Source organism: Streptomyces sp. NBC_01304 (assembly GCF_035975855.1).
Taxonomy (GTDB): Bacteria; Actinomycetota; Actinomycetes; order Streptomycetales; family Streptomycetaceae; genus Streptomyces.
Genome location: NZ_CP109055.1, coordinates 8,041,274 through 8,061,504, shown reverse-complemented (window position 1 = coordinate 8,061,504; position 20,231 = coordinate 8,041,274). Strand labels below are relative to the sequence as shown.

Below are 20,231 nucleotides of genomic sequence, written 5' to 3'. Positions count from 1 at the left end.
AGAGCTCGCCGTTGCGCGGGACGAGAGAGAGAGGGAAGGAGGGAACGCCGCAGCGCCCGCCTCAGTCCGGTCGGGGACAAAGCGAGCGCTGCGTCAGGGTTCCGTACGCCGTTGTACGGACCGTCAGTTGGGTGGTGCGGTCGTGCGGGACCGGCAGGGGCAGAATCCCCCTGGCCCGTCAGACGGTCAAAGCGCGATCGGTGGGTCGGATCGGGGCCGGCAGTTCGCTGGACCCGGTGAGCAGGCGGTCCACGCCACGGGCGGCGGAGCGGCCCTCGGCGATGGCCCAGACGATGAGCGACTGGCCGCGGCCCGCGTCACCGGCGACGTACACGCCGGGGACGTTGGTCTGGAAGTCGGCGTCGCGCTTGATGTTGCCGCGCTCGTCGAGCTCCAGGCCGAACTGGGCGACCAGGCCGTTCTCCACGTCGGTGCCGGTGAAGCCCATGGCGAGGGTGACCAGTTGGGCCGGGATGGAACGCTCCGTGCCCGGCTTCTGGGTCAGCTTGCCCTCGACGAACTCGACCTCGACCAGGTGCAGGGCCTGGACGTTGCCGTCCTCGTCGCCCTCGAAGTGGGTGGTGGAGACGGAGTAGACCCGCTCGCCGCCCTCTTCGTGCGCGGACGTGACCTTGTAGAGCATCGGGTACGTCGGCCACGGCTGGTTGACCGGACGGTCGTCACCGGGCTGGGGCATGATCTCCAGCTGGGTGACGGAGGCCGCGCCCTGGCGGTGGGCGGTGCCCACGCAGTCCGCGCCGGTGTCGCCGCCGCCGATGACCACGACGTGCTTGCCCTCGGCGGTGATCGGCGGGGCCACGTAGTCGCCCTCGACCACCTTGTTGGCGAGCGGCAGGTACTCCATCGCCTGGTGGATGCCCTTCAACTCGCGGCCGGGGACCGGGAGATCACGGGCGGTGGTCGCGCCGGCGGCGATGACCACGGCGTCGTACCGCTTGCGCAGTCCGACGGCGGGGATGTCGCGGCCGACCTCGACGCCGGTGCGGAACTTGGTGCCCTCCGCGCGCATCTGCTCGATGCGGCGGTTGATGTGGCGCTTCTCCATCTTGAACTCGGGGATGCCGTACCGGAGAAGACCACCGATGCGGTCCGCACGCTCATAGACGGCGACGGTGTGACCGGCCCGCGTCAGCTGCTGGGCGGCGGCGAGACCCGCCGGGCCCGAGCCGATGACGGCGACGGTCTTGCCGGACAGGCGCTCGGGCGCCTGCGGCTTGACGTCGTTGTTGTCCCACGCCTTGTCGATGATCGAGACTTCGACGTTCTTGATGGTCACGGCCGGCTGGCTGATGCCGAGCACACACGCCGCCTCGCACGGAGCGGGGCACAGCCGGCCCGTGAACTCCGGGAAGTTGTTCGTGGCGTGCAGGCGCTCGGACGCCGCCTCCCAGTCCTCGCGGTAGGCGTAGTCGTTCCACTCGGGGATGAGGTTCCCGAGCGGGCAGCCGTTGTGGCAGAACGGGATGCCGCAGTCCATGCAGCGCGAGGCCTGCTTGGAGATGATCGGCAGCAGCGAGCCGGGAACGTAGACCTCGTTCCAGTCCTTCAGCCGTACGTCGACGGGGCGGGACTTGGCGACCTCGCGGCCGTGGTTGAGAAAGCCCTTCGGGTCAGCCATTGGTCGCCGCCTCCATCATCTTCTCGGTGATCTCGGACTCGGAGAGCCCGGCTCGCTCGGCGGCGTCCTTGGCGGCGAGCACTGCCTTGTACGTGCTGGGGATGATCTTGCCGAAGCGTTCCACCGCGGTGTCCCACTCGGCGAGCAGCTTCTCGGCGACCGTGGATCCGGTCTCCTCCTGGTGGCGGCGCACGACATCGTGCAGCCACTGCTTGTCGGAGTCGTCCAGGGCCTCGATCGCGCCGACGTTGCCGACGTTGACGTTGTCCTTGTCGAGGTCGATGACGTACGCGATGCCACCGGACATGCCGGCCGCGAAGTTGCGTCCCGTCTCGCCGAGGACGACCGCGTGACCGCCGGTCATGTACTCGCAGCCGTGGTCGCCCACGCCCTCGGAGACCACCGTGGCACCGGAGTTGCGGACGCAGAAGCGCTCGCCGACCCGGCCCCGCAGGAAGATCTCGCCGCCGGTCGCGCCGTACGCGATGGTGTTGCCGGCGATCGTCGAGTACTCGGCGAGGTGGTCGGCGCCACGGTCCGGGCGGACGATGACGCGGCCGCCGGAGAGGCCCTTGCCGACGTAGTCGTTGGCGTCGCCCTCCAGGCGCAGCGTGATGCCGCGCGGGACGAAGGCGCCGAAGGACTGGCCCGCCGAGCCGGTGAAGGTGATGTCGACGGTGTCCTCGGGCAGGCCCGCACCGCCGAACTTCTTGGTCACCTCGTGGCCGAGCATGGTGCCGACCGTGCGGTTGATGTTGCGGATCGCGACCTGGGCGCGGACCGGCTGGGCGTCCTCGACGGAGTTCGCCGCGAGGGCGTCGGCCGCGAGCTTGATCAGCTCGTTGTCGAGGGCCTTCTCCAGGCCGTGGTCCTGGGCGATCAGCTGGTGACGGACGGCGCCCTCGGGCAGGTCCGGCACGTGGAAGAGGGGCTCGAGGTCGAGGCCCTGCGCCTTCCAGTGGCTCACCGCGCGCTCGGTGTCGAGGAGTTCGGCGTGGCCGACGGCCTCCTCGATGGTGCGGAAGCCGAGCTCGGCGAGGAGCTCACGGACCTCTTCGGCGATGAACTCGAAGAAGTTCACGACGAACTCGGGCTTGCCGGTGAAGCGGTCGCGCAGCGTCGGGTTCTGCGTGGCGATGCCGACCGGGCAGGTGTCCAGGTGGCAGACGCGCATCATGACGCAGCCGGAGACGACGAGCGGTGCGGTCGCGAAACCGAACTCCTCGGCGCCGAGCAGCGCGGCGATGATGACGTCACGGCCGGTCTTGAGCTGGCCGTCCGTCTGGACCACGATGCGGTCGCGCAGGCCGTTGAGCAGCAGGGTCTGCTGGGTCTCGGCGAGGCCGAGCTCCCAGGGACCGCCCGCGTGCTTCAGGGACGTGAGCGGCGAAGCGCCCGTGCCGCCGTCGTGGCCGGAGACGAGGACGACGTCCGCGTGTGCCTTGGAGACACCCGCGGCGACCGTGCCCACGCCGACCTCGGAGACCAGCTTCACGTGGATGCGGGCCTTCGGGTTGGCGTTCTTGAGGTCGTGGATCAGCTGAGCCAGGTCCTCGATGGAGTAGATGTCGTGGTGCGGCGGCGGCGAGATGAGGCCGACGCCCGGCGTCGAGTGACGCGTCTTGGCGACCCAGGGGTAGACCTTGTGGCCGGGCAGCTGACCGCCCTCGCCGGGCTTGGCGCCCTGGGCCATCTTGATCTGGATGTCGTCCGCGTTGACGAGGTACTCGCTCGTCACACCGAAGCGGCCGGAGGCGACCTGCTTGATCGCCGAGCGACGCGCCGGGTCGTACAGACGGTCCGCGTCCTCGCCGCCCTCACCGGTGTTGGACTTGGCGCCCAGCTGGTTCATGGCGATGGCGAGGGTCTCGTGCGCCTCGCGGGAGATGGAGCCGTACGACATGGCGCCCGTGGAGAAGCGCTTGACGATGTCGCTCACCGACTCGACCTCGTCGATGGAGATCGAGGGACGGTCCGACTTGAAGCCGAAGAGCCCGCGCAGCGTCATCAGGCGCTCGGACTGCTCGTTGACGCGGTCCGTGTACTGCTTGAACACGTCGTAGCGGCGGTTGCGGCTGGCGTGCTGCAGACGGAAGACCGTCTCCGGGTCGAAGAGGTGCGGCTCGCCCTCGCGACGCCACTGGTACTCGCCGCCGATGTCCAGGGCGCGGTGCGCCGAGGGGATGCCGGAGGACGGGTACGCCTTGGCGTGGCGGGCGGCGACCTCTTCGGCGATGACGTCGATGCCGACGCCGCCGATCTTCGAGGTGGTGCCGTTGAAGTACTTCTCGACGAAGGCCCCTTCGAGACCGATGGCCTCGAAGACCTGCGCGCCGCGGTAGGAGGCGACGGTCGAGATGCCCATCTTCGACATGACCTTGAGGACGCCCTTGCCGAGCGCGTAGATCAGGTTGCGGATGGCCTGCTCGGGCTCGATGTCCGACAGGAACGTACCGGCGCGGACCAGGTCCTCGACGGACTCCATGGCGAGGTACGGGTTGACCGCCGCGGCACCGAAGCCGATGAGCAGCGCGACGTGGTGGACCTCGCGGACGTCACCGGCCTCGACGAGCAGACCCACCTGGGTGCGCTGCTTCGTACGGATGAGGTGGTGGTGCACGGCCGCGGTGAGCAGCAGCGACGGGATCGGCGCGTGCTCGGCGTCCGAGTGCCGGTCCGACAGGACGATCAGACGGGCGCCGGCCTCGATGGCCGCGTCGGCCTCGTCGCAGATCTCCTCGATGCGCGCGGCGAGGGTCTCGCCGCCACCGGAGACGCGGTACAGACCGGACAGGGTCACGGCCGTCATGCCCGGCATGTCGCCGTCGGCGTTGATGTGGATGAGCTTGGCCAGCTCATCGTTGTCGATCACCGGGAAGGGCAGGGTCACCGAGCGGCAGGACGCGGCGGTCGGCTCCAGCAGGTTGCCCTGCGGGCCGAGCGACGAGAGCAGCGAGGTGACGAGCTCCTCGCGGATCGCGTCCAGGGGCGGGTTGGTGACCTGCGCGAACAGCTGGGTGAAGTAGTCGAAGATCAGCCGCGGGCGCTCGGACAGGGCCGCGATCGGCGTGTCCGTACCCATGGAGCCGAGCGGCTCGCCGCCGGTCTTGGCCATCGGCGTGAGGATGACGCGCAGCTCTTCCTCGGTGTAGCCGAAGGTCTGCTGGCGACGGGTGACCGAGGCGTGCGTGTGCACGATGTGCTCGCGCTCGGGCAGGTCGGAGAGCTCGATCTCGCCGGCCTCGAGCCACTCGGCGTACGGCTTCTCGGCGGCCAGCGAGGCCTTGATCTCGTCGTCCTCGATGATGCGGTGCTCGGCGGTGTCGACGAGGAACATCTTGCCGGGCTGCAGGCGGCCCTTGCGGACGACCTTCGCGGGGTCGATGTCGAGCACGCCGACCTCGGAGCCGAGGACGACCAGGCCGTCGTCGGTCACCCAGTAGCGGCCGGGGCGCAGACCGTTGCGGTCGAGGACCGCGCCGACCTGGACGCCGTCGGTGAAGGTGACACAGGCGGGGCCGTCCCAGGGCTCCATCTGCGTGGAGTGGTACTGGTAGAAAGCGCGGCGGGCCGGGTCCATCGAGGCGTGGTTCTCCCAGGCCTCGGGGATCATCATCAGCACCGAGTGCGGCAGCGAACGGCCACCGAGGTGCAGCAGCTCCAGGACCTCGTCGAACGAGGCCGAGTCGGAGGCGTCCGGCGTACAGATCGGGAAGATCCGCTCCAGCTTCTCCGAGCCGAAGAGCTCGCTCGCCAGCTGCGACTCACGCGCCTGCATCCAGTTGCGGTTGCCCTTGACGGTGTTGATCTCACCGTTGTGCGCGACGAAGCGGTACGGGTGCGCCAGCGGCCAGCTCGGGAACGTGTTCGTCGAGAAGCGCGAGTGCACCAAGGAGACCGCGGACGCGAAGCGGCGGTCCGACAGATCGGGGAAGAAGGGCTCGAGCTGACCGGTGGTCAGCATGCCCTTGTAGACGATCGTGCGGGCGGACAGCGACGGGAAGTACGTCGCCGCCTCGCGCTCGGCGCGCTTGCGCAGCACGAACGCCTTGCGGTCGAGCTCGATGCCGTTCGAGGAGCCGTCGCCGACGAAGAGCTGCCGGAACACCGGCATCGTCGAGCGCGCGGAGGCGCCGAGCAGGTCCGGCGCGACGGGCACCTCGCGCCAGCCGAGGACGGTCAGGCCCTCGTCGGCGGCGATGGCCTCGATCTGCGCGGCGGCCGCGTCGGCGGTGGCGTCACCGGTCTGCGGAAGGAAGGCGATGCCGACGGCGTAGCCGCCGGCCTCGGGCAGCTCGAAGTCCGTGACCTCCGCGAGGAAGGCGTGCGGGACCTGGAGGAGGATGCCGGCGCCGTCACCCGAGTCGGGCTCGGAGCCGGTGGCGCCACGGTGTTCGAGGTTGCGCAAGACGGTCAACGCCTGCTCGACCAGCTCATGGCTGGCAACACCGGTCAGGGTGGCCACGAACCCGACACCGCAGGCGTCGTGCTCGTTACGGGGGTCGTACATGCCCTGCGGGGCAGGGCGACCGTCCATGGGCGACCAGGCGTGCGAACGCATCGGCTCTCCCGTCGTCGTCGGTGGCAAGTGCAGGTGCCGAGGGACGACGTTGGCCCTCATGGCTCAGTAACTGCTCAAATTTCGTGCAGGTTACATGATGAAGCGTTTCTCGAAAAGCGGATAACGCGTTCCACCATGCGGACACCGCTCGTGGCGGTAGAAACGGGACCTATGCGGTCAGATCCATGGCCTTTGGTCCCGGGGATGTCCAGCGCGAAGGGCCTCATTGCCCATTCGGCGCTACCGGCTCATGCCCCACGGTTAAGGAATCGAAACCGCCGAGTAACGGCTACTTATGCAGTCTGCCGCATACTCCCGTAGAACCTCATCCTAGAGCCGTACCGAACCAGGTGCCCAGGGCGTACGTCACACCCGCGGCCGCGGCGCCGAGCGCGAGCTGCCGCAGCCCGCTGTACCACCAGGATCGCGCGGTCACCCGGGCCACCACGGCGCCGCAGGCGAAGAGCCCGAGGAGCGCGAGCAGCACGGCCGGCCAGAGCGCGGTGGCACCGAGCAGATAGGGCAGCACGGGCAGTCCCGCGCCGAGTGCGAACGACCCGAAGGACGAGACCGCGGCCACCGTCGGCGAGGGCAGATCGGACGGATCTATGCCCAGCTCCTCGCGGGCGTGGATCTCCAGCGCCTGCTCCGGATCCTGCGACAGCTGCCGCGCCACCTCGTGGGCCAGCGCGGACTCGACACCGCGCGACATGTAGAGCTGCGCGAGCTCCAGCTCCTCGTCCTTGGGGTGCTTGCGCAGCTGTACGCGCTCCACGTCCAGCTCCGCCTCGACCAGCTCGCGCTGGGAGGCCACCGAGGTGTACTCACCGGCGGCCATCGAGAAGGCGCCGGCGGCGAGGCCCGCGAGGCCGGTGATCACGATGGTCTGCTGAGACACGGCGCCTCCCGCGACGCCGGTCATCAGGGCCAGGTTCGAGACCAGGCCGTCCATCGCACCGAAGACGGCGGGGCGCAGCCAGCCGCCGTTCACATCGCGGTGCGTGTGGTTGTCGCGGTGCGCCTCGTGCAGTGGCGCCTCGGTATCAATGATCGACATGACTGTCGCTGCTCCCTTCCTCGCGAGCCGGGACATGGCTGATTCACGACTGATTCCGCCCCCGTGCCCCCTCTTCCTCATCGAAAGTACGCGCGAAAAATTGGCCCCGCCAGCAAGTTCGGCCTGCCTTACCACCAGTTCAGGCCGGTAAGCCAGGCCGTACTTACCGGGCACTCCGGGCGCTATATATCGGGGCTTTTCGGGCGGCTGCAGCTGTCGATGGAGTGACGTACCGGTACATACGCACCATGCGACCCGACGGCGTGGAACGAATCAAGCCATGGCATCGATTGCATACGTTCCCCCGGTGCCGACACCTGGGGACGCGGCCGGACTCCGCGAGCGGGCCCGTGGGGCGCTGCTCGGTCTCGCGGTCGGCGACGCGCTCGGGGCGCCGGCCGAGAACATGAAGCCGTCCGAGATCCAGCGCCGCTGGGGCCGGATCGAGGGCTTCGTCTCGGACGACCCGGCCGGCACGGACGACACCGAGTACGCGATCTTCTCGGGTCTCCTGCTCGCCCGGTACGGCTCCGCCCTCACCGTCGCCCGCGCCGAGAACGCCTGGCACCAGTGGATCGCCGACCTCGACGAGGGGCCGTTCCGCGGGGCGGGCTTCAGCGAGCGCGGCACCCTGGAGAACCTGCGCCGCGGCCTCGCCGCCCCGGTCACCGCCCAGCACCGGCACGCCTGGAGCGACGGGCTCGCGATGCGGGCGGCGCCGTTCGGGGTCTTCGCGGCGGGCAACCCGGCGGAGGCGGCCCGCCTCGTCGCCATCGACGGCTCGGTCAGCCATGACGGCGAGGGCATCTTCGGCGGCCAGGCGGTCGCGGCGGGTGTGGCGGCGGCGATGGGCGGGGCGGGCCCGGCCGGGGTGATCGGGGCGGCGCTCTCCGTCGTCCCGATGGACTCCTGGACGGCCCGCTCCCTGCGCCGCGCGGTGATCGCGGCGCCCCGGGGCGAGCGCGCGGTCCGCTCGGCGGTCGTCATCGGCGGCTACCCCTGGACGGACCTCGCACCCGAGGCGGTGGGCCTCGCCTTCGGCGCCTTCGCCGCGGCCCGCGGCGACTTCCGGGACTCGGTCCTGATCGCGGTCAACATGGGCCGCGACGCCGACACGACCGCCGCGGTGGCGGGCGCGCTGGCCGGGGCGGTACGCGGAGTCTCGGCGATCCCTGACGAATGGGCCTCGGCAATCGGCCAGGTACGCGGCAGCTGCTTGCCTTCGATGCAGGGCTACCACGTCCTGGACGTGGCGGACTTGCTGACGCCGGACGAGGACGAGCCGTATGAGGACGAGGAGGCGACACGATGAACCGTCCCGCGCCCGCTGTGGGCAATCGTTCCGCAGGGCGGAACGGGTGGGCACAGCCCGAAGGCGTCGAGTGCGCTGAACGCATGGCCAGCTCCACCCCGGTGCCGGGCACCCTGCAGGCCGGGCTCCGCCCAACCCCGGCGCCGGACGCCATGAACGCAAGCCCCACCCCGAACCCGGCCCAGATCGAAGGCCTGCTCCTCGGCCTCGCCGCAGGCGACGCGTCAGGCTGGCCCGCGGCCAGGCACAGGGCAGCCCGCATGCCCGAATGGACAAGAAGGCTGACCAGGGAACTGGACACCTTCGCCGAGCAGAACGCGACGACCACCCTCCCCGTCCCCATCGCCCTGAACCAGCCCCCCGAACCCCTCCGCCTCGGCCCCTCCGACGACGCCGAATGGGCGGCATTCACCGCCATGTCCATCCTGGCGGGAGCCAAGGACGTACGAAGAGAGCTCGACCACAACTGGCAGAACCTCGCCGCCCAGATCGCCGCGGCAGCGGCCCGCGCACCCGAGGTCGAGTCCGCGAAGATCCCCCTGCGCGCCCGCATCTCCGTCCGAGCAGGACTCGGCAACCTCGCCAACGGCCTGCGCCCACCCGCCACCGGCCACGACAACCCGCACTACTTCGACGACGCGGCCTGCGTACGCGGCTGCGTCCTCGCCCTCGCGCACGCCGGAAACCCCCAAGCCGCCGCGGACCTGGCCGAGTTCGACGCCCGCTACACCCAGGACGGCGACGGCGTGCACGGCGCCCGCGCCATGGCCGCGGCGATCGCAGCGGCACTCGGCGGCGCGGACGTCGACGAATCCGTGAGCGCCGCGCTCGACCAGCTCCCCGAGGAAACCGAAATCGGCCGCAACGCCCGCCACGCGGTCAAGCTCGCCCTGGACTTCCAACCCGCCGCCGACGCCTTCGGCCTCGTACCGCTCCTGGAACACCAGATCGTCGACCACGTCTACAGCTACGGCATCGCCGCCGCCGAGACCGTCCCCGTCGCCCTCGCCCTCGCCACCGCCTCCCGCGGCCGCCTCGCCCAGGCCGTCCCCGCCGCGGCCTGCCTCTCCCGGGTGGCCGACTCGGCCCCCGCCCTGGCAGGCGCCCTGACCGGCGCACTCGGCGGCGCCGATGCCGTGCCCGACGCCTGGCGCGAGGCCTGCCGCACCCTCTCGGGCTGTGCCCTGCCCCGGCTCGCGGGCACCGATCTGGTGGAACTCGCGGGCGAACTCGCCGAACTGCTCGCGCCCACCGCGGAACTGGCCGCCCCAGGTGGACAATTCACCCATGACAGGGACGAAAGGCACGACGCCCACGGCAGCATCAGCACCTGAGCCCGCAACGCCCCACACCTCACTCGACGACCGCATCGCCCGCTCCCTCACCGGCGCCGCGGTGGGCGACGCGCTCGGCGGCCCGGTCGAGGGCTGGACCCCGGAGCAGATCACCGAGCGCCACGGCGGCCGCGTGCACGGCATCGTCGGCCCCTGGCACGGCGACGACTGGCGCACGGCACGCCCGATCGCCCCGTACCACAAGGGCGATGGACACGTCACCGACGACACCTTGATGACGCACGCGCTGATCCGCGTCTACGAGAAGGTCCGCGACCACCTCGACGCGTACGCGATCGCCGAGCACTTGGTCCCCGACCTGATCGGCACCCCCCGCTGGATCCCCGAGTTGGAGGCGGAGGCCCTCCCCCTCCAACGGATCTTCCTCGCCGAGAAATGGCTCGTGGCCCGCCTCCACTACGGCCACATCGACCCCCGCGAGGCGGGCAGCGGCAACATCGTCAACTGCGGTGCGGCGATGTACATGGCGCCGGTGGGCCTGGTCAACGCGGCCGCCCCGCGCACCGCGTACGCGGAGGCCCTGGAGGTCGCGGCCCCCCATCAGTCCTCGTACGGCCGCGAGGCAGCCGGCGTCTTCGCGGCGGCGGTGGCAGCGGCCTGCACCCCGGGCGCGACCCCGACCTCCGTGATCGACACCTGCCTCGCCCTCGCCAAGGACGGCACCCGCGCGGCCATCGAGGCGGTCTGCGAAGTGGCGTCCGGGCACCGGGACTTCGAGTCGGCCCTACGTCCCCTGCGCGAGGCGGTGACCCCCTTCGACACGGTCGGCCCCGACTACCGCGCCCCGTCCCTGGGCGCCCGCCGCCCCTCCCGCCTCCACTCGATCGAGGAACTCCCGATCGCCCTCGGCATGCTCCTGATCGGCGAGGGCGACTACCGCCGCACGGTGCTCGGCTCCGTCAACTACGGCCGCGACTGCGACTCCATCGCCACGATGAGCGGCGCGATCGCCGGCGCCCTGGGCTCCGAGGTCCCCCGCGACTGGGCCAAGACCGTCGCGGAGGCGAGCAGACTGGACCTGGCGTCTCCCGCGACCGCGCTGACCACCGTGACCAGGGAGATCTTCGCCCGCGACACGGCCCGCCACCGCACCCACGAGGCCGCGTTCACCGCTCTGGCAGGCACCCCATGAGCTGCCTCTCCGGTACGCCGACGGAACCGCTGCGCCTCACCTGGATCCAGCCCGAGGACCTGATCGGCCACGAACTCCGCCAGGCGGCACAGGAGGGCCGAGACGTGTCCTGGGCCGAGGAGCGCTGGCTGGCGGCAGGCGGCCACCTGGCCCCCGCCCGGGCAGGCGTGTCCCCGGCAAACCCGGCAACAGGCTCCGCCCTGCGCCAACTGGCCCTCCAACTCCTGGACGAACTAAGCCCCTTCACCCCGTCCCCCGGGCTCCCCACCAGCCCAAACGCAACGCCCCCCACCCACCTCGCACCCGGGTTCCCCACCCACCCAAACAACGAACTCAGCCCCTCCACCCCGACACCCGAGCCCCCCACCAACCCAGACCCAACGCCCCCCACCCATCCGACGCCTGCGCTCCCCACCCGCCCAGCACCTGGACTCCCCTCCCGCCCGGACGCTGCGTCCTCCACCCACCCCGACCCTGAACTCCCCACCCATCCAGGCTTTGATCATTCAGCCCGTCCGGCGTTTGAGGACAGAGGCCGAAGGCCGATCCGGGGGCTAGGGGCGAAGCCCCAGGCTTCGCAGAATTTCGGGAAGGGGCGGGGTGGGGAAGAAGACCTCCAGCACCGCCTCCACGCATCCTGGCTGGGCCGAGCCGCAGGCTGCCTCCTGGGCAAGCCAGTGGAAAAGCTCCCCCTACAAGGCATCCGCCAAATCGCCCAAGCCACCGGCAACTGGCCCCTGACCACGTACTTCACCGCCCGGGGCCTACCCGACGAACTACACACGACCTATCCCTGGAACCGCCGGAGCGCAACCACCTCCCTCGCCGAGAACATCGACGGCATGCCGGAGGACGACGACCTCAACTACCCCCTCCTGAACCTGCTCCTCCTCCAACGCCACGGAAGGCACTTCCGCACCACAGACGTGGCCAAGCTCTGGCTCGACGAACTCCCGGCAGGCCGCACCTTCACCGCCGAACGCATCGCGTACCGCAACCTCCTCCAGGGCCTGGAACCACCCCACACGGCCCGCCACCACAACCCCTTCCGCGAATGGATCGGCGCCCTGATCAGAGCGGACATCCACGGCTGGACCAACCCGGGCGCCCCGGCCGAGGCCGCCGAACAGGCCGCCCGGGACGCCGAACTCACCCACACCGCCAACGGCGTGTACGGCGCCATGTTCGCGGCGGCCGCCATCGCCGAAGCGGCGACCGGATCAGCCGATGTGCACCAGGCCCTCCAAGCAGGCCTCGCCGAGATCCCACCCGACTCCCGCCTCGCCCGAGCCATCCGCCACGCCATCCAACTCGCCGGACAGCACCGGGACTTCACCACGGTCGTCGACGTACTGCACGAAACCCACGGCGACTACCACTGGGTCCACGTCATCCCCAACGCCGCCCTGCTCGCCGCCGCCCTCACCCACGCCGACGGCGACTTCTCCGGCTCCCTCACCCGCGCGGTCTCCGGCGGCTGGGACACCGACTCGAACGGCGCGACCGCCGGCTCCCTCGCGGGCCTGCTCGCCGGCCACCCCGACGCACTCGGCGAGCAGTGGACGGCCCCGCTGAAGAACCGCCTCGCCACCTCCGTCGCCGACTTCGACGGCATCGGCTTCGACACCCTCGCCCAGCTCACCCTCCGGGAGGCGCTCCGCCCATGACCGCCCTCGCCGGACTCCGCGTCCTGGACCTCGCCACCCTCTTCGCCGGCCCCCTCGCCGCCACCATGCTGGGCGACTTCGGCGCGGAGGTCATCAAGGTCGAGCACCCCCGAAAGCCCGACCCGTCCCGGGGCCACGGCCCCGCCAAGGACGGCGTCGGCCTGTGGTGGAAGCTGCTCGGCCGCAACAAACGCACGATCACCCTCGACCTGTCGACGAAGGGCGGGCAGGACACCCTCCTCCGCCTCGCCACGACCGCCGACGTGATCATCGAGAACTTCCGCCCGGGCACCCTGGAGAAGTGGAACCTCGGCTGGGAGGAACTGAGCGCGGCCAACCCCCGCCTGGTCCTGGCCAGAGTCACCGGCTTCGGCCAGTTCGGCCCGTACTCCCACCGTCCCGGCTTCGGCACCCTCGCGGAGGCGATGAGCGGTTTCGCCGCGATCACCGGCGAGCCCGAAGGCCCGCCCACGCTCCCGCCGTTCGGCCTCGCCGACTCGATCGCGGGCCTGGCGACGGCGTACGCGGTGATGACCGCCCTCAACGCCCGTCACAGCACCGGCTACGGCCAGGTCGTCGACATGGCGATCATCGAGCCGATCCTCACGGTGCTCGGCCCGCAGCCGCTCTGGTACGACCAACTCGGCTTCGTACAGCCGCGTACCGGAAACCGCTCCACCAACAACGCTCCCCGCAACACCTACCGCACCCGCGACGGCAAGTGGGTCGCCGTCTCCACCTCCGCGCAGTCCATCGCGGAACGCGTGATGCACCTGGTCGGCCGCCCCGAACTGATCACCGAGCCCTGGTTCGCGACGGGCGTGGAGCGGGCCGCGCACGCCGACGTCCTGGACGAGGCGGTCGGCGGCTGGATCGCCCGGCACACCCAGGGCGAGGTGATCGCGGCCTTCGAGAAGGCACAGGCGGCCGTGGCGCCCATCCATGACGTACGGGACGTCATGACCGACCCCCAGTACGCGGCCCTGGACACCCTCACCACCGTCGCCGACCCCGAACTGGGCGACCTGCGCATGCAGAACGTCCTCTTCCGCCTCACCGAAACCCCCGGCGCCATCCGCTGGGCGGGCCGCCCGCACGGCGCCGACACCGAGGCCGTCCTCACCGAACTCGGCCTGACCGAAGGGGAGATCGCGGCCCTGCGGACGGAGGGAGCGGCGTGACCGTGCTCCTGACGTGGCTGTACGTTCCCGGGGACCGCCCCGATGTGGTGGCCAAGGCCCTGACCGCGGGCGCGGACGCGGTGATCGTCGACCTGGAGGACGCGGTCGCCCCGGACCGCAAGGAATACGCCCGCGAGGCGACCGCCGAGCTGCTCGCCGACCGCCCCTCGGTCCCGGTGCACGTACGCGTCAACGCCCTGGACGGCCCGCTCGCGGAGCCCGACATCCTGGCCCTCACGGGTCTGCCGGGCCTGGCGGGCCTGCGCCTGCCGAAGGTCGTGTCGCCGGATCAGGTGGCCAGGGTGGCCGAGCTGGCCGACTCCCCTCCCCTGTACGCGCTCCTCGAATCAGCCCTCGGCATCGAGCGGGCGTACGCGATCGCCTCGGCGCACTCCGCGCTGCGGGGCCTGTCCCTGGGCGAGGCGGACCTCGGGGCGGACCTCGGGGTCACGGCGCCCGACCCCGGCCTGGACTGGGCCCGCGCCCGGGTGGTGTGCGCGGCCCGCGCGGCGGGTCTGGCTCCGCCGGCGCAGTCGGTGTTCCCGGACGTCCGGGACCTGTCGGGGCTCGCGTCGTCCTGCGCCCGGGGGCGTGCGCTCGGGTTCCTGGGCCGGGCGGCGATCCATCCCCGGCAGCTGCCGGTGATCGAGCAGGCGTACCTCCCTTCGGCCTCGGAGGTCGCGGCGGCGGAGGAGGTGGTCAAGGCCGCGGCCTGCGATGCGGGCGCGTTGGCCTTGCCCGACGGCCGCTTCGTCGACGCGGCGGTGGTGGCAGGCGCCCGTCGCACGCTGGCGCTGGCACAACGGCTTTGATCCCCTCCCCGCCCCTTCCCGTAATCCTGCGGAGCTTTCCGCCCTCCGGGCGGTGTCCTCAAACGCCGGACGGGCTGATTCATCGCTGATGAATCAGCCCGTCCGGCGTTTGAGGACATCAGTGACGGACGGGTGCCCACCCACCCCCGCCCCGGAAGCCGGCGGCAGCCTTACGGGAAGGGGCGGGGTGGGGAAAAAGAAAAGGGCCGCCGAACCGAAACGGTCCAGCGGCCCCACACCTGCACCCAGGTCAAGCCTTCTTGGCAGACCCGGCCTCGTCCTTGGCCTCGTCATCGGCCTCGCCATCGGCGACTTCGGCGTCCTCCGCCTTGGCCATGTCCACCTTCTCGGCCCCGGCGCCCTCCGCCGACTCCGACTCCGGCCCGGACTCCGCATCCCCCGAGCCGGAAGGCTCACCCTCAGGATCCGGCTCGACAATCTCCTCGCGCCCCGGCCGCACCTTCGCCGAGACCACGATGTACACCACGGCAAGCAGGAAGACGACGATCGACGTCCAGACGTTGAACCGAAGCCCCAGCACATCGTTCAGCTGGACGTCGTCCACCCGCATGTACTCGATCCACCCGCGCCCGACGCAGTACGCCGCGACATACAGCGCGAACGCCCGCCCGTGCCCCAGCTTGAAGCGGCGGTCGGCCCAGATCACCAGGGCCGCGACACCGAGGCACCAGAGGGACTCGTACAGGAAGGTCGGGTGGAAGGTCCCGGCCACACCGTTCGGCGAGTGGGCCGCGTCGATCTTCAGCGCCCACGGAACGTCCGTGGCCTTGCCGTAGAGCTCCTGGTTGAACCAGTTGCCGAAACGGCCGAGGGCCTGGGCGACGGCGATGCCGGGAGCGACCGCGTCGGCCCACGCGGGCAGCGGAATGCCGCGCCGGCGACAGCCGATCCACGCGCCGAGCGCACCGAGCGCGATGGCGCCCCAGATGCCGAGGCCGCCCTCCCAGATCTTGAAGGCGTCGACCCAGTTCTTGCCTTCGGCGAAGTAGAGGTCGTTGTCCGTGATGACGTGGTAGAGCCGCCCGCCGACGAGGCCGAAGGGCACGGCCCACACGGCGATGTCCGCGACCGTGCCCGCCCGGCCGCCGCGGGCGATCCAACGCCGCCCGCCGAGCCAGACGCCCACGAAAACGCCGATGATGATGCAGAACGCGTAGCCGCGCAGGGGCACGCCGAAGAGGTCGTACTCACCCTTCGACGGGCTGGGGATGAAGGCAAGAATGTCCATGGCGTGGTCGACGCTACCGTGCCGGGTGGGATGCGCGGCAATCCACCCGGCTTACGGCTGCATAACAAGACCGGCCGCAAAGCGGCCCAGGCCGTCCCAAGTCCGCTGCTTCGCGGCGGCGTCGACTACTTCGCGGCGTCCTCGACCATCTTCTTCAGCTTCTCGGGCGTCAGCGGATTCTTCTGGTCGCCGAAGATGTTCTTCCCGTCGAGCAGCACGGTCGGGGTGCCCTGGAAGCCGCTCTTGCCGAACGCGGCGTTCGACTTGGTGACCCACGCGTCGTGCTCGCCGTCCTCGACGCACTTCTTGAAGTCGTCCGTCACCAGGCCGTCGACCTGGCCCGCGAGCTCGATCAGCTTGCTGTTCTTGCCGAAGGCGTCGTTCGTTTCCTCCGGCTGGTTCTTGTAGAGGACGTCGTGGTACGGCGGGAACTTCCCGGCGTCCTGTGCGCAGGACGCGGCGTTGGCCGCGCGCAGCGAGCCCTTGCCGCCCATGTTCCCGTCGATGATCGTGGCGAGGTGGTACTCGACCTTGAGCTGTCCCTTGTCGGCCAGCTCATTGATCGTCGAGCGGTACGCGTCCTCGAACTGGGCGCACGCCGGGCAGCGGAAGTCCTCCCAGATGGTGAGGGTCGACTTGGCGCTCTCCTTGCCGTTGGGGATCGCCAGGCTGTCCTTGCCGTTCGCCCCCTTGGGTACGACGACGGGGCCCGCGGACGCCTCCTTCTTCTTGTCGCCGGAATTCGCGGCGATCACGCCGATGACGGCGGCCAGGGCGAGCACGCCCACCACGGCCCCGCCCACGACGAAGGCCCTGCGCCGCTTGTCCCGCGTCTTCTGCTTCTCGCGCTCCTCCGCCAGCCGTTCCCGGGCGGTGCGCTTTCCCTCACGGTTCTTCTCGCTCACATCCCGCAAACGAACCGGGGAGGCACCAGCGTGCCTCCCCGGTCCCAGGTCCACCCGTATGGGCGTACGGACTTGTGCCTGCCTACGCCGTCTTGCGCACGCCTTCCGCGAGCTCGGCGGCGAGCGACCGCACGGCCGCGAACCCGGCCGTCTCGTCCGGAGCGTCGAGCATGACCTTCACGAAGGCCGAGCCGACGATCACGCCGTCCGCGAAGCCGGCGACCTCGGCGGCCTGCTCGGCGTTGGAGACGCCGAGGCCGACGCAGACCGGCAGGTCCGTGGTGGCGCGGGTGCGCCGGACCAGGTCCTCGGCGGACGCGCCGACCGAGGCGCGGGTGCCGGTGACGCCCATCAGCGAGGCGGCGTACACAAAGCCGGAGCCGGCCGCCGTGATGGTGGCGAGGCGCTCGTCCTTGCTGCTGGGCGCGACGACGAAGACGGTGGCGAGACCGTGCTTGGCCGCGTGCTCGCGCCAGGTCGCGGACTCCTGGACCGGCAGGTCGGGCAGGATGCAGCCCGCGCCGCCGGCCTCGGCGAGCTCGGCGGTGAAGCGCTCGATGCCGTACTTGTCGATGGGATTCCAGTACGTCATGACGAGGACGGGCTTGCCCGTGGCCTCGTGCGCCTCGCGCACGGTGCGCATGACGTCGGCGATCTTGACGCCGTTCTTGAGGGCGATGTCGTCGGCGGTCTGGATGACCGGGCCGTCGAGCACCGGGTCGGAGTGCGGGAGGCCGACCTCGACCACGTCCGCGCCACCGTCGAAGGCGGCCTTGACGGCCTCGATGCCGCCGTCGATGGTCGGGAACCCGGCGGGCAGGTACGCGATGAGCGCCGAGCGCCCTTCCGCCTTGGCCGCCGCGAGGGTGTCACTCAACAGCTGGATGTTCCCGCTCACTTGGCGGCCCCCGTCTTCTCGTCCACGTCGCCGTCGTACAGCCCGAAGTAGCGGGCGGCCGTGTCCATGTCCTTGTCGCCGCGCCCGGACAGGTTGATGAGGACCAGCCCGTCCTTGCCGATCCCCTTGCCGATCTCGATGGCTCCGGCGAGCGCGTGGGCGCTCTCGATGGCCGGGATGATGCCCTCGGTGCGGGAGAGCAGGCGCAGGGCCTGCATCGCCTCGTCGTCGGTGACCGGGATGTACTCGGCGCGGCCGATGTCCTTCAGGTACGAGTGCTCCGGGCCGATGCCCGGGTAGTCCAGACCGGCCGAGATCGAGTACGGCTCGGTGATCTGGCCCTCCTCGTCCTGCAGGACGTACGACCGGGAGCCGTGCAGGATGCCGGGCTCGCCCGCGGTCAGGGTCGCCGCGTGCTCGCCGCTGGCGACGCCGTGGCCTGCGGCCTCGCAGCCGATGAGGCGTACGTCGGTGTCGGCGAGGAAGCCGTGGAAGAGGCCGATGGCGTTCGAGCCGCCGCCGACGCAGGCGACCGCGGCGTCCGGCAGGCGTCCGGTGCGCTCCAGGATCTGGCGGCGGGCCTCGACGCCGATGACGCGCTGGAAGTCGCGCACCATGGCCGGGAAGGGGTGCGGTCCGGCGGCCGTGCCGAAGACGTAGTGCGTGTCGTCGACGTTGGCGACCCAGGCCCGGAATGCCTCGTTGACCGCGTCCTTGAGGGTGCGGGAGCCGGACTTCACGGGGATGACCTCGGCGCCGAGCATCCGCATGCGGGCGACGTTGAGCGCCTGGCGCTCGGTGTCGATCTCGCCCATGTAGATGGTGCATTCGAGGCCGAACAGGGCGCAGGCGGTGGCGGTGGCGACGCCGTGCTGACCTGCGCCGGTCTCCGCGATGACCTTCGGCTTGCCCATGCGCTTGGTGAGCAGGGCCTGGCCGAGCACGTTGTTGATCTTGTGCGAGCCGGTGTGGTTCAGGTCCTCGCGCTTGAGGAAGACCCGGCCGACGCCTACGTGCTCCGCGAAGCGGGGCACTTCGGTGAGGGCGCTGGGGCGTCCCGTGTAGTTGACGAGGAGGTCCTCGAACTCCGCGGCGAAGGCGGGGTCGGTCTTGGCCTTCTCGTATTCGACGGCGACCTCGTCGATGGCGGCGACGAGCGCCTCCGGGATGAACTTGCCGCCGAAGTCACCGAAGTACCCTTCGGCGTTGGGGACTTGACCCTCCGGGTCGGGGATGAAGAATTCGCTGGGCATGGGTGAGATGCTCCTACGTCAGGGCGTGGTTACGGTACGCATCTTCGTGCGGCCGGCCCTCCGGGCGGCGTCCTCAAACGCCGGACGGGCTGATGAATCAGCCCGTCCGGCGTTTGAGGACATCGGTAACAGAAGTCCGTGAAGCCGGCGGCAGCCTTTCGGGAAGGGGCGGGGTGGGGGAAAAGAACTCCCTCAGACCCGCACGCTCCCGCAACGCCATCGCATCCCGTTGACCTGACCCGGCTCGGAGCCGATCACGTACCGGACACGCCGTCCGTGCACCCTGCGCGCGGGCGCGCGGCAGCCACGGGGGCGGCACCCGGGTGCGAGACGGACGGCGATGGCCATGGCTGGGACTCAGCCCCGCCCGTGCCGCAGCGCGGGGTGCGCGCCGGCCGCGACCAGATCGACCACGGCCGCCTTGGGGTCGCGCCCGGTGACGAGCGACTCCCCGACGAGCACGGCGTCCGCCCCGTCGTTCGCGTACGCGATCAGGTCGTGCGGCCCCCGCACACCCGACTCGGCGATCCGCACGATGTGCGGCGGGATCTCGGGCGCGACCCGGGTGAAGGTCGACCGGTCGACCTTCAGCGTCTTCAGGTCTCGCGCGTTCACGCCAATGATCTTCGCGCCGGCCTCGACCGCCCGCTCGACCTCGTCCTCGTCGTGCACCTCGACGATCGGCGTGAGCCCGATGGACTCCGCGCGCTCGACGAGCGAGACGAGGGCTTCCTGGTCGAGGGCCGCGACGATGAGCAGCACCAGGTCGGCACCGTACGCACGGGCCTCCCACAGCTGGTACGCCGTGACGATGAAGTCCTTGCGCAGGATGGGGATGTCGACCCGGGCGCGCACGGCCTCCAGGTCGGCGAGCGAGCCGCCGAAGCGGCGCTGCTCGGTGAGGACGGAGATGACGGCGGCGCCGCCCGCCTCGTAGTCGGCGGCGAGCCCCGCGGGGTCGGCGATCGCGGCGAGCGCGCCCTTGGAGGGGCTGGAGCGCTTGACCTCGCAGATCACCTTGACGCCGTCACCACGCAGTGCGGCGAGTCCGTCCCGGGCCTGGGGCGCCTTCGCCGCACGCTCCTTGAGCTCTTCGAGGCTGACGCGCGCCTGCCGTTCGGCTAGGTCCTCGCGCACGCCTTCGATGATCTCGTCGAGCACACTCACGCGAGCGGCCCCCTTCCCTGACGGCAGACTTGTCGGAAGCAAT

General features: G+C 70.8%; 15 protein-coding genes. 6 read left to right on the top strand and 9 right to left on the bottom strand.

All coding sequences use genetic code 11. From position 1 onward, the window contains the following. Window positions 1-178: 178 nt before the first annotated feature. The 3 genes from OG430_RS35790 to OG430_RS35780 all read right to left on the bottom strand — a co-directional run bounded on the left by OG430_RS35790 (window position 179) and on the right by OG430_RS35780 (window position 7,257). Window positions 179-1,639, bottom strand: coding sequence for a glutamate synthase subunit beta (locus OG430_RS35790; RefSeq protein ID WP_327356800.1), 1,461 nt, complete (start codon window positions 1,637-1,639; stop codon window positions 179-181). Further along, window positions 1,632-6,200: a glutamate synthase large subunit gene (gltB, locus tag OG430_RS35785; RefSeq protein ID WP_327356799.1), complete on the bottom strand. Its 4,569-nt coding sequence runs from the start codon at window positions 6,198-6,200 to the stop codon at window positions 1,632-1,634. Before gltB ends, OG430_RS35790 begins: the two co-directional genes overlap by 8 nt. A gap of 325 nt (window positions 6,201-6,525) precedes the next feature. Beyond that, window positions 6,526-7,257, bottom strand: a complete 732-nt coding sequence (locus OG430_RS35780) for a VIT1/CCC1 transporter family protein (RefSeq protein WP_327356798.1) — start codon at window positions 7,255-7,257, stop codon at window positions 6,526-6,528. Between the two features lie 280 nt (window positions 7,258-7,537). On the opposite strand from OG430_RS35780, the gene OG430_RS35775 reads away from it, so the two are divergent. The 6 genes from OG430_RS35775 to OG430_RS35750 are packed head-to-tail and all read left to right on the top strand — an operon-like array spanning window position 7,538 to window position 14,716. Further along, complete coding sequence (locus OG430_RS35775; protein ID WP_327356797.1) at window positions 7,538-8,569, top strand: ADP-ribosylglycohydrolase family protein; 1,032 nt, start codon at window positions 7,538-7,540, stop codon at window positions 8,567-8,569. Further along, entirely contained in the window at window positions 8,566-9,903 is a 1,338-nt protein-coding gene (locus OG430_RS35770; protein WP_442816617.1) for an ADP-ribosylglycohydrolase family protein, read from the top strand. Before OG430_RS35775 ends, OG430_RS35770 begins: the two co-directional genes overlap by 4 nt. Continuing rightward, window positions 9,857-11,056: an ADP-ribosylglycohydrolase family protein gene (locus tag OG430_RS35765; RefSeq protein WP_327356796.1), complete on the top strand. Its 1,200-nt coding sequence runs from the start codon at window positions 9,857-9,859 to the stop codon at window positions 11,054-11,056. Before OG430_RS35770 ends, OG430_RS35765 begins: the two co-directional genes overlap by 47 nt. Beyond that, window positions 11,053-12,723 (top strand): ADP-ribosylglycohydrolase family protein, encoded by a 1,671-nt coding sequence (locus OG430_RS35760; RefSeq protein ID WP_327356795.1) that lies wholly within the window; start codon window positions 11,053-11,055, stop codon window positions 12,721-12,723. Before OG430_RS35765 ends, OG430_RS35760 begins: the two co-directional genes overlap by 4 nt. Beyond that, the gene (locus tag OG430_RS35755) at window positions 12,720-13,904 is read left to right on the top strand and encodes a CaiB/BaiF CoA transferase family protein (protein ID WP_327356794.1); all 1,185 of its coding nucleotides are present in this window, start codon (window positions 12,720-12,722) and stop codon (window positions 13,902-13,904) included. Before OG430_RS35760 ends, OG430_RS35755 begins: the two co-directional genes overlap by 4 nt. A 2-nt stretch (window positions 13,905-13,906) precedes the next feature. Continuing rightward, window positions 13,907-14,716, top strand: coding sequence for an HpcH/HpaI aldolase/citrate lyase family protein (locus OG430_RS35750; protein WP_327359369.1), 810 nt, complete (start codon window positions 13,907-13,909; stop codon window positions 14,714-14,716). 250 nt (window positions 14,717-14,966) lie between these two features. Here OG430_RS35750 and lgt read toward each other — a convergent pair whose 3' ends face one another. The 6 genes from lgt to trpC all read right to left on the bottom strand — a co-directional run bounded on the left by lgt (window position 14,967) and on the right by trpC (window position 20,188). Then, window positions 14,967-15,965 (bottom strand): prolipoprotein diacylglyceryl transferase, encoded by a 999-nt coding sequence (gene lgt, locus OG430_RS35745; protein WP_327356793.1) that lies wholly within the window; start codon window positions 15,963-15,965, stop codon window positions 14,967-14,969. A gap of 125 nt (window positions 15,966-16,090) precedes the next feature. Beyond that, a complete protein-coding gene (locus tag OG430_RS35740; RefSeq protein ID WP_327356792.1) occupies window positions 16,091-16,870 on the bottom strand; it encodes a DsbA family protein in 780 nt (259 codons plus the stop codon). A gap of 82 nt (window positions 16,871-16,952) precedes the next feature. Then, a complete protein-coding gene (gene trpA, locus OG430_RS35735) occupies window positions 16,953-17,768 on the bottom strand; it encodes a tryptophan synthase subunit alpha (RefSeq protein ID WP_327356791.1) in 816 nt (271 codons plus the stop codon). Beyond that, window positions 17,765-19,021 (bottom strand): tryptophan synthase subunit beta, encoded by a 1,257-nt coding sequence (gene trpB, locus OG430_RS35730; protein WP_327356790.1) that lies wholly within the window; start codon window positions 19,019-19,021, stop codon window positions 17,765-17,767. Before trpB ends, trpA begins: the two co-directional genes overlap by 4 nt. Before the next feature lie 192 nt (window positions 19,022-19,213). After that, on the bottom strand, window positions 19,214-19,369 hold the full coding sequence (gene trpM / locus OG430_RS49550) for a tryptophan biosynthesis modulator TrpM (protein ID WP_442816616.1): 156 nt from the start codon (window positions 19,367-19,369) through the stop codon (window positions 19,214-19,216). 9 nt (window positions 19,370-19,378) lie between these two features. Next, on the bottom strand, window positions 19,379-20,188 hold the full coding sequence (gene trpC / locus OG430_RS35725) for an indole-3-glycerol phosphate synthase TrpC (protein WP_327356789.1): 810 nt from the start codon (window positions 20,186-20,188) through the stop codon (window positions 19,379-19,381). Between the last annotated feature and the right edge of the window lie 43 nt (window positions 20,189-20,231).

Excerpts from the sequence above, each read along its gene's own strand:
- OG430_RS35755 (WP_327356794.1), top strand. The coding sequence starts at position 12,720 with ATGACCGCCCTCGCCGGACTCCGCGTCCTGGACCTCGCCACCCTCTTC.
- gltB (WP_327356799.1), bottom strand. The coding sequence starts at position 6,200 with ATGCGTTCGCACGCCTGGTCGCCCATGGACGGTCGCCCTGCCCCGCAG.
- OG430_RS35790 (WP_327356800.1), bottom strand. The coding sequence starts at position 1,639 with ATGGCTGACCCGAAGGGCTTTCTCAACCACGGCCGCGAGGTCGCCAAG.
- lgt (WP_327356793.1), bottom strand. The coding sequence starts at position 15,965 with ATGGACATTCTTGCCTTCATCCCCAGCCCGTCGAAGGGTGAGTACGAC.
- OG430_RS35775 (WP_327356797.1), top strand. The coding sequence starts at position 7,538 with ATGGCATCGATTGCATACGTTCCCCCGGTGCCGACACCTGGGGACGCG.
- trpB (WP_327356790.1), bottom strand. The coding sequence starts at position 19,021 with ATGCCCAGCGAATTCTTCATCCCCGACCCGGAGGGTCAAGTCCCCAAC.
- trpM (WP_442816616.1), bottom strand. The coding sequence starts at position 19,369 with ATGGCCATCGCCGTCCGTCTCGCACCCGGGTGCCGCCCCCGTGGCTGC.
- OG430_RS35770 (WP_442816617.1), top strand. The coding sequence starts at position 8,566 with ATGAACCGTCCCGCGCCCGCTGTGGGCAATCGTTCCGCAGGGCGGAAC.
- OG430_RS35765 (WP_327356796.1), top strand. The coding sequence starts at position 9,857 with ATGACAGGGACGAAAGGCACGACGCCCACGGCAGCATCAGCACCTGAG.
- OG430_RS35780 (WP_327356798.1), bottom strand. The coding sequence starts at position 7,257 with ATGTCGATCATTGATACCGAGGCGCCACTGCACGAGGCGCACCGCGAC.
- OG430_RS35760 (WP_327356795.1), top strand. The coding sequence starts at position 11,053 with ATGAGCTGCCTCTCCGGTACGCCGACGGAACCGCTGCGCCTCACCTGG.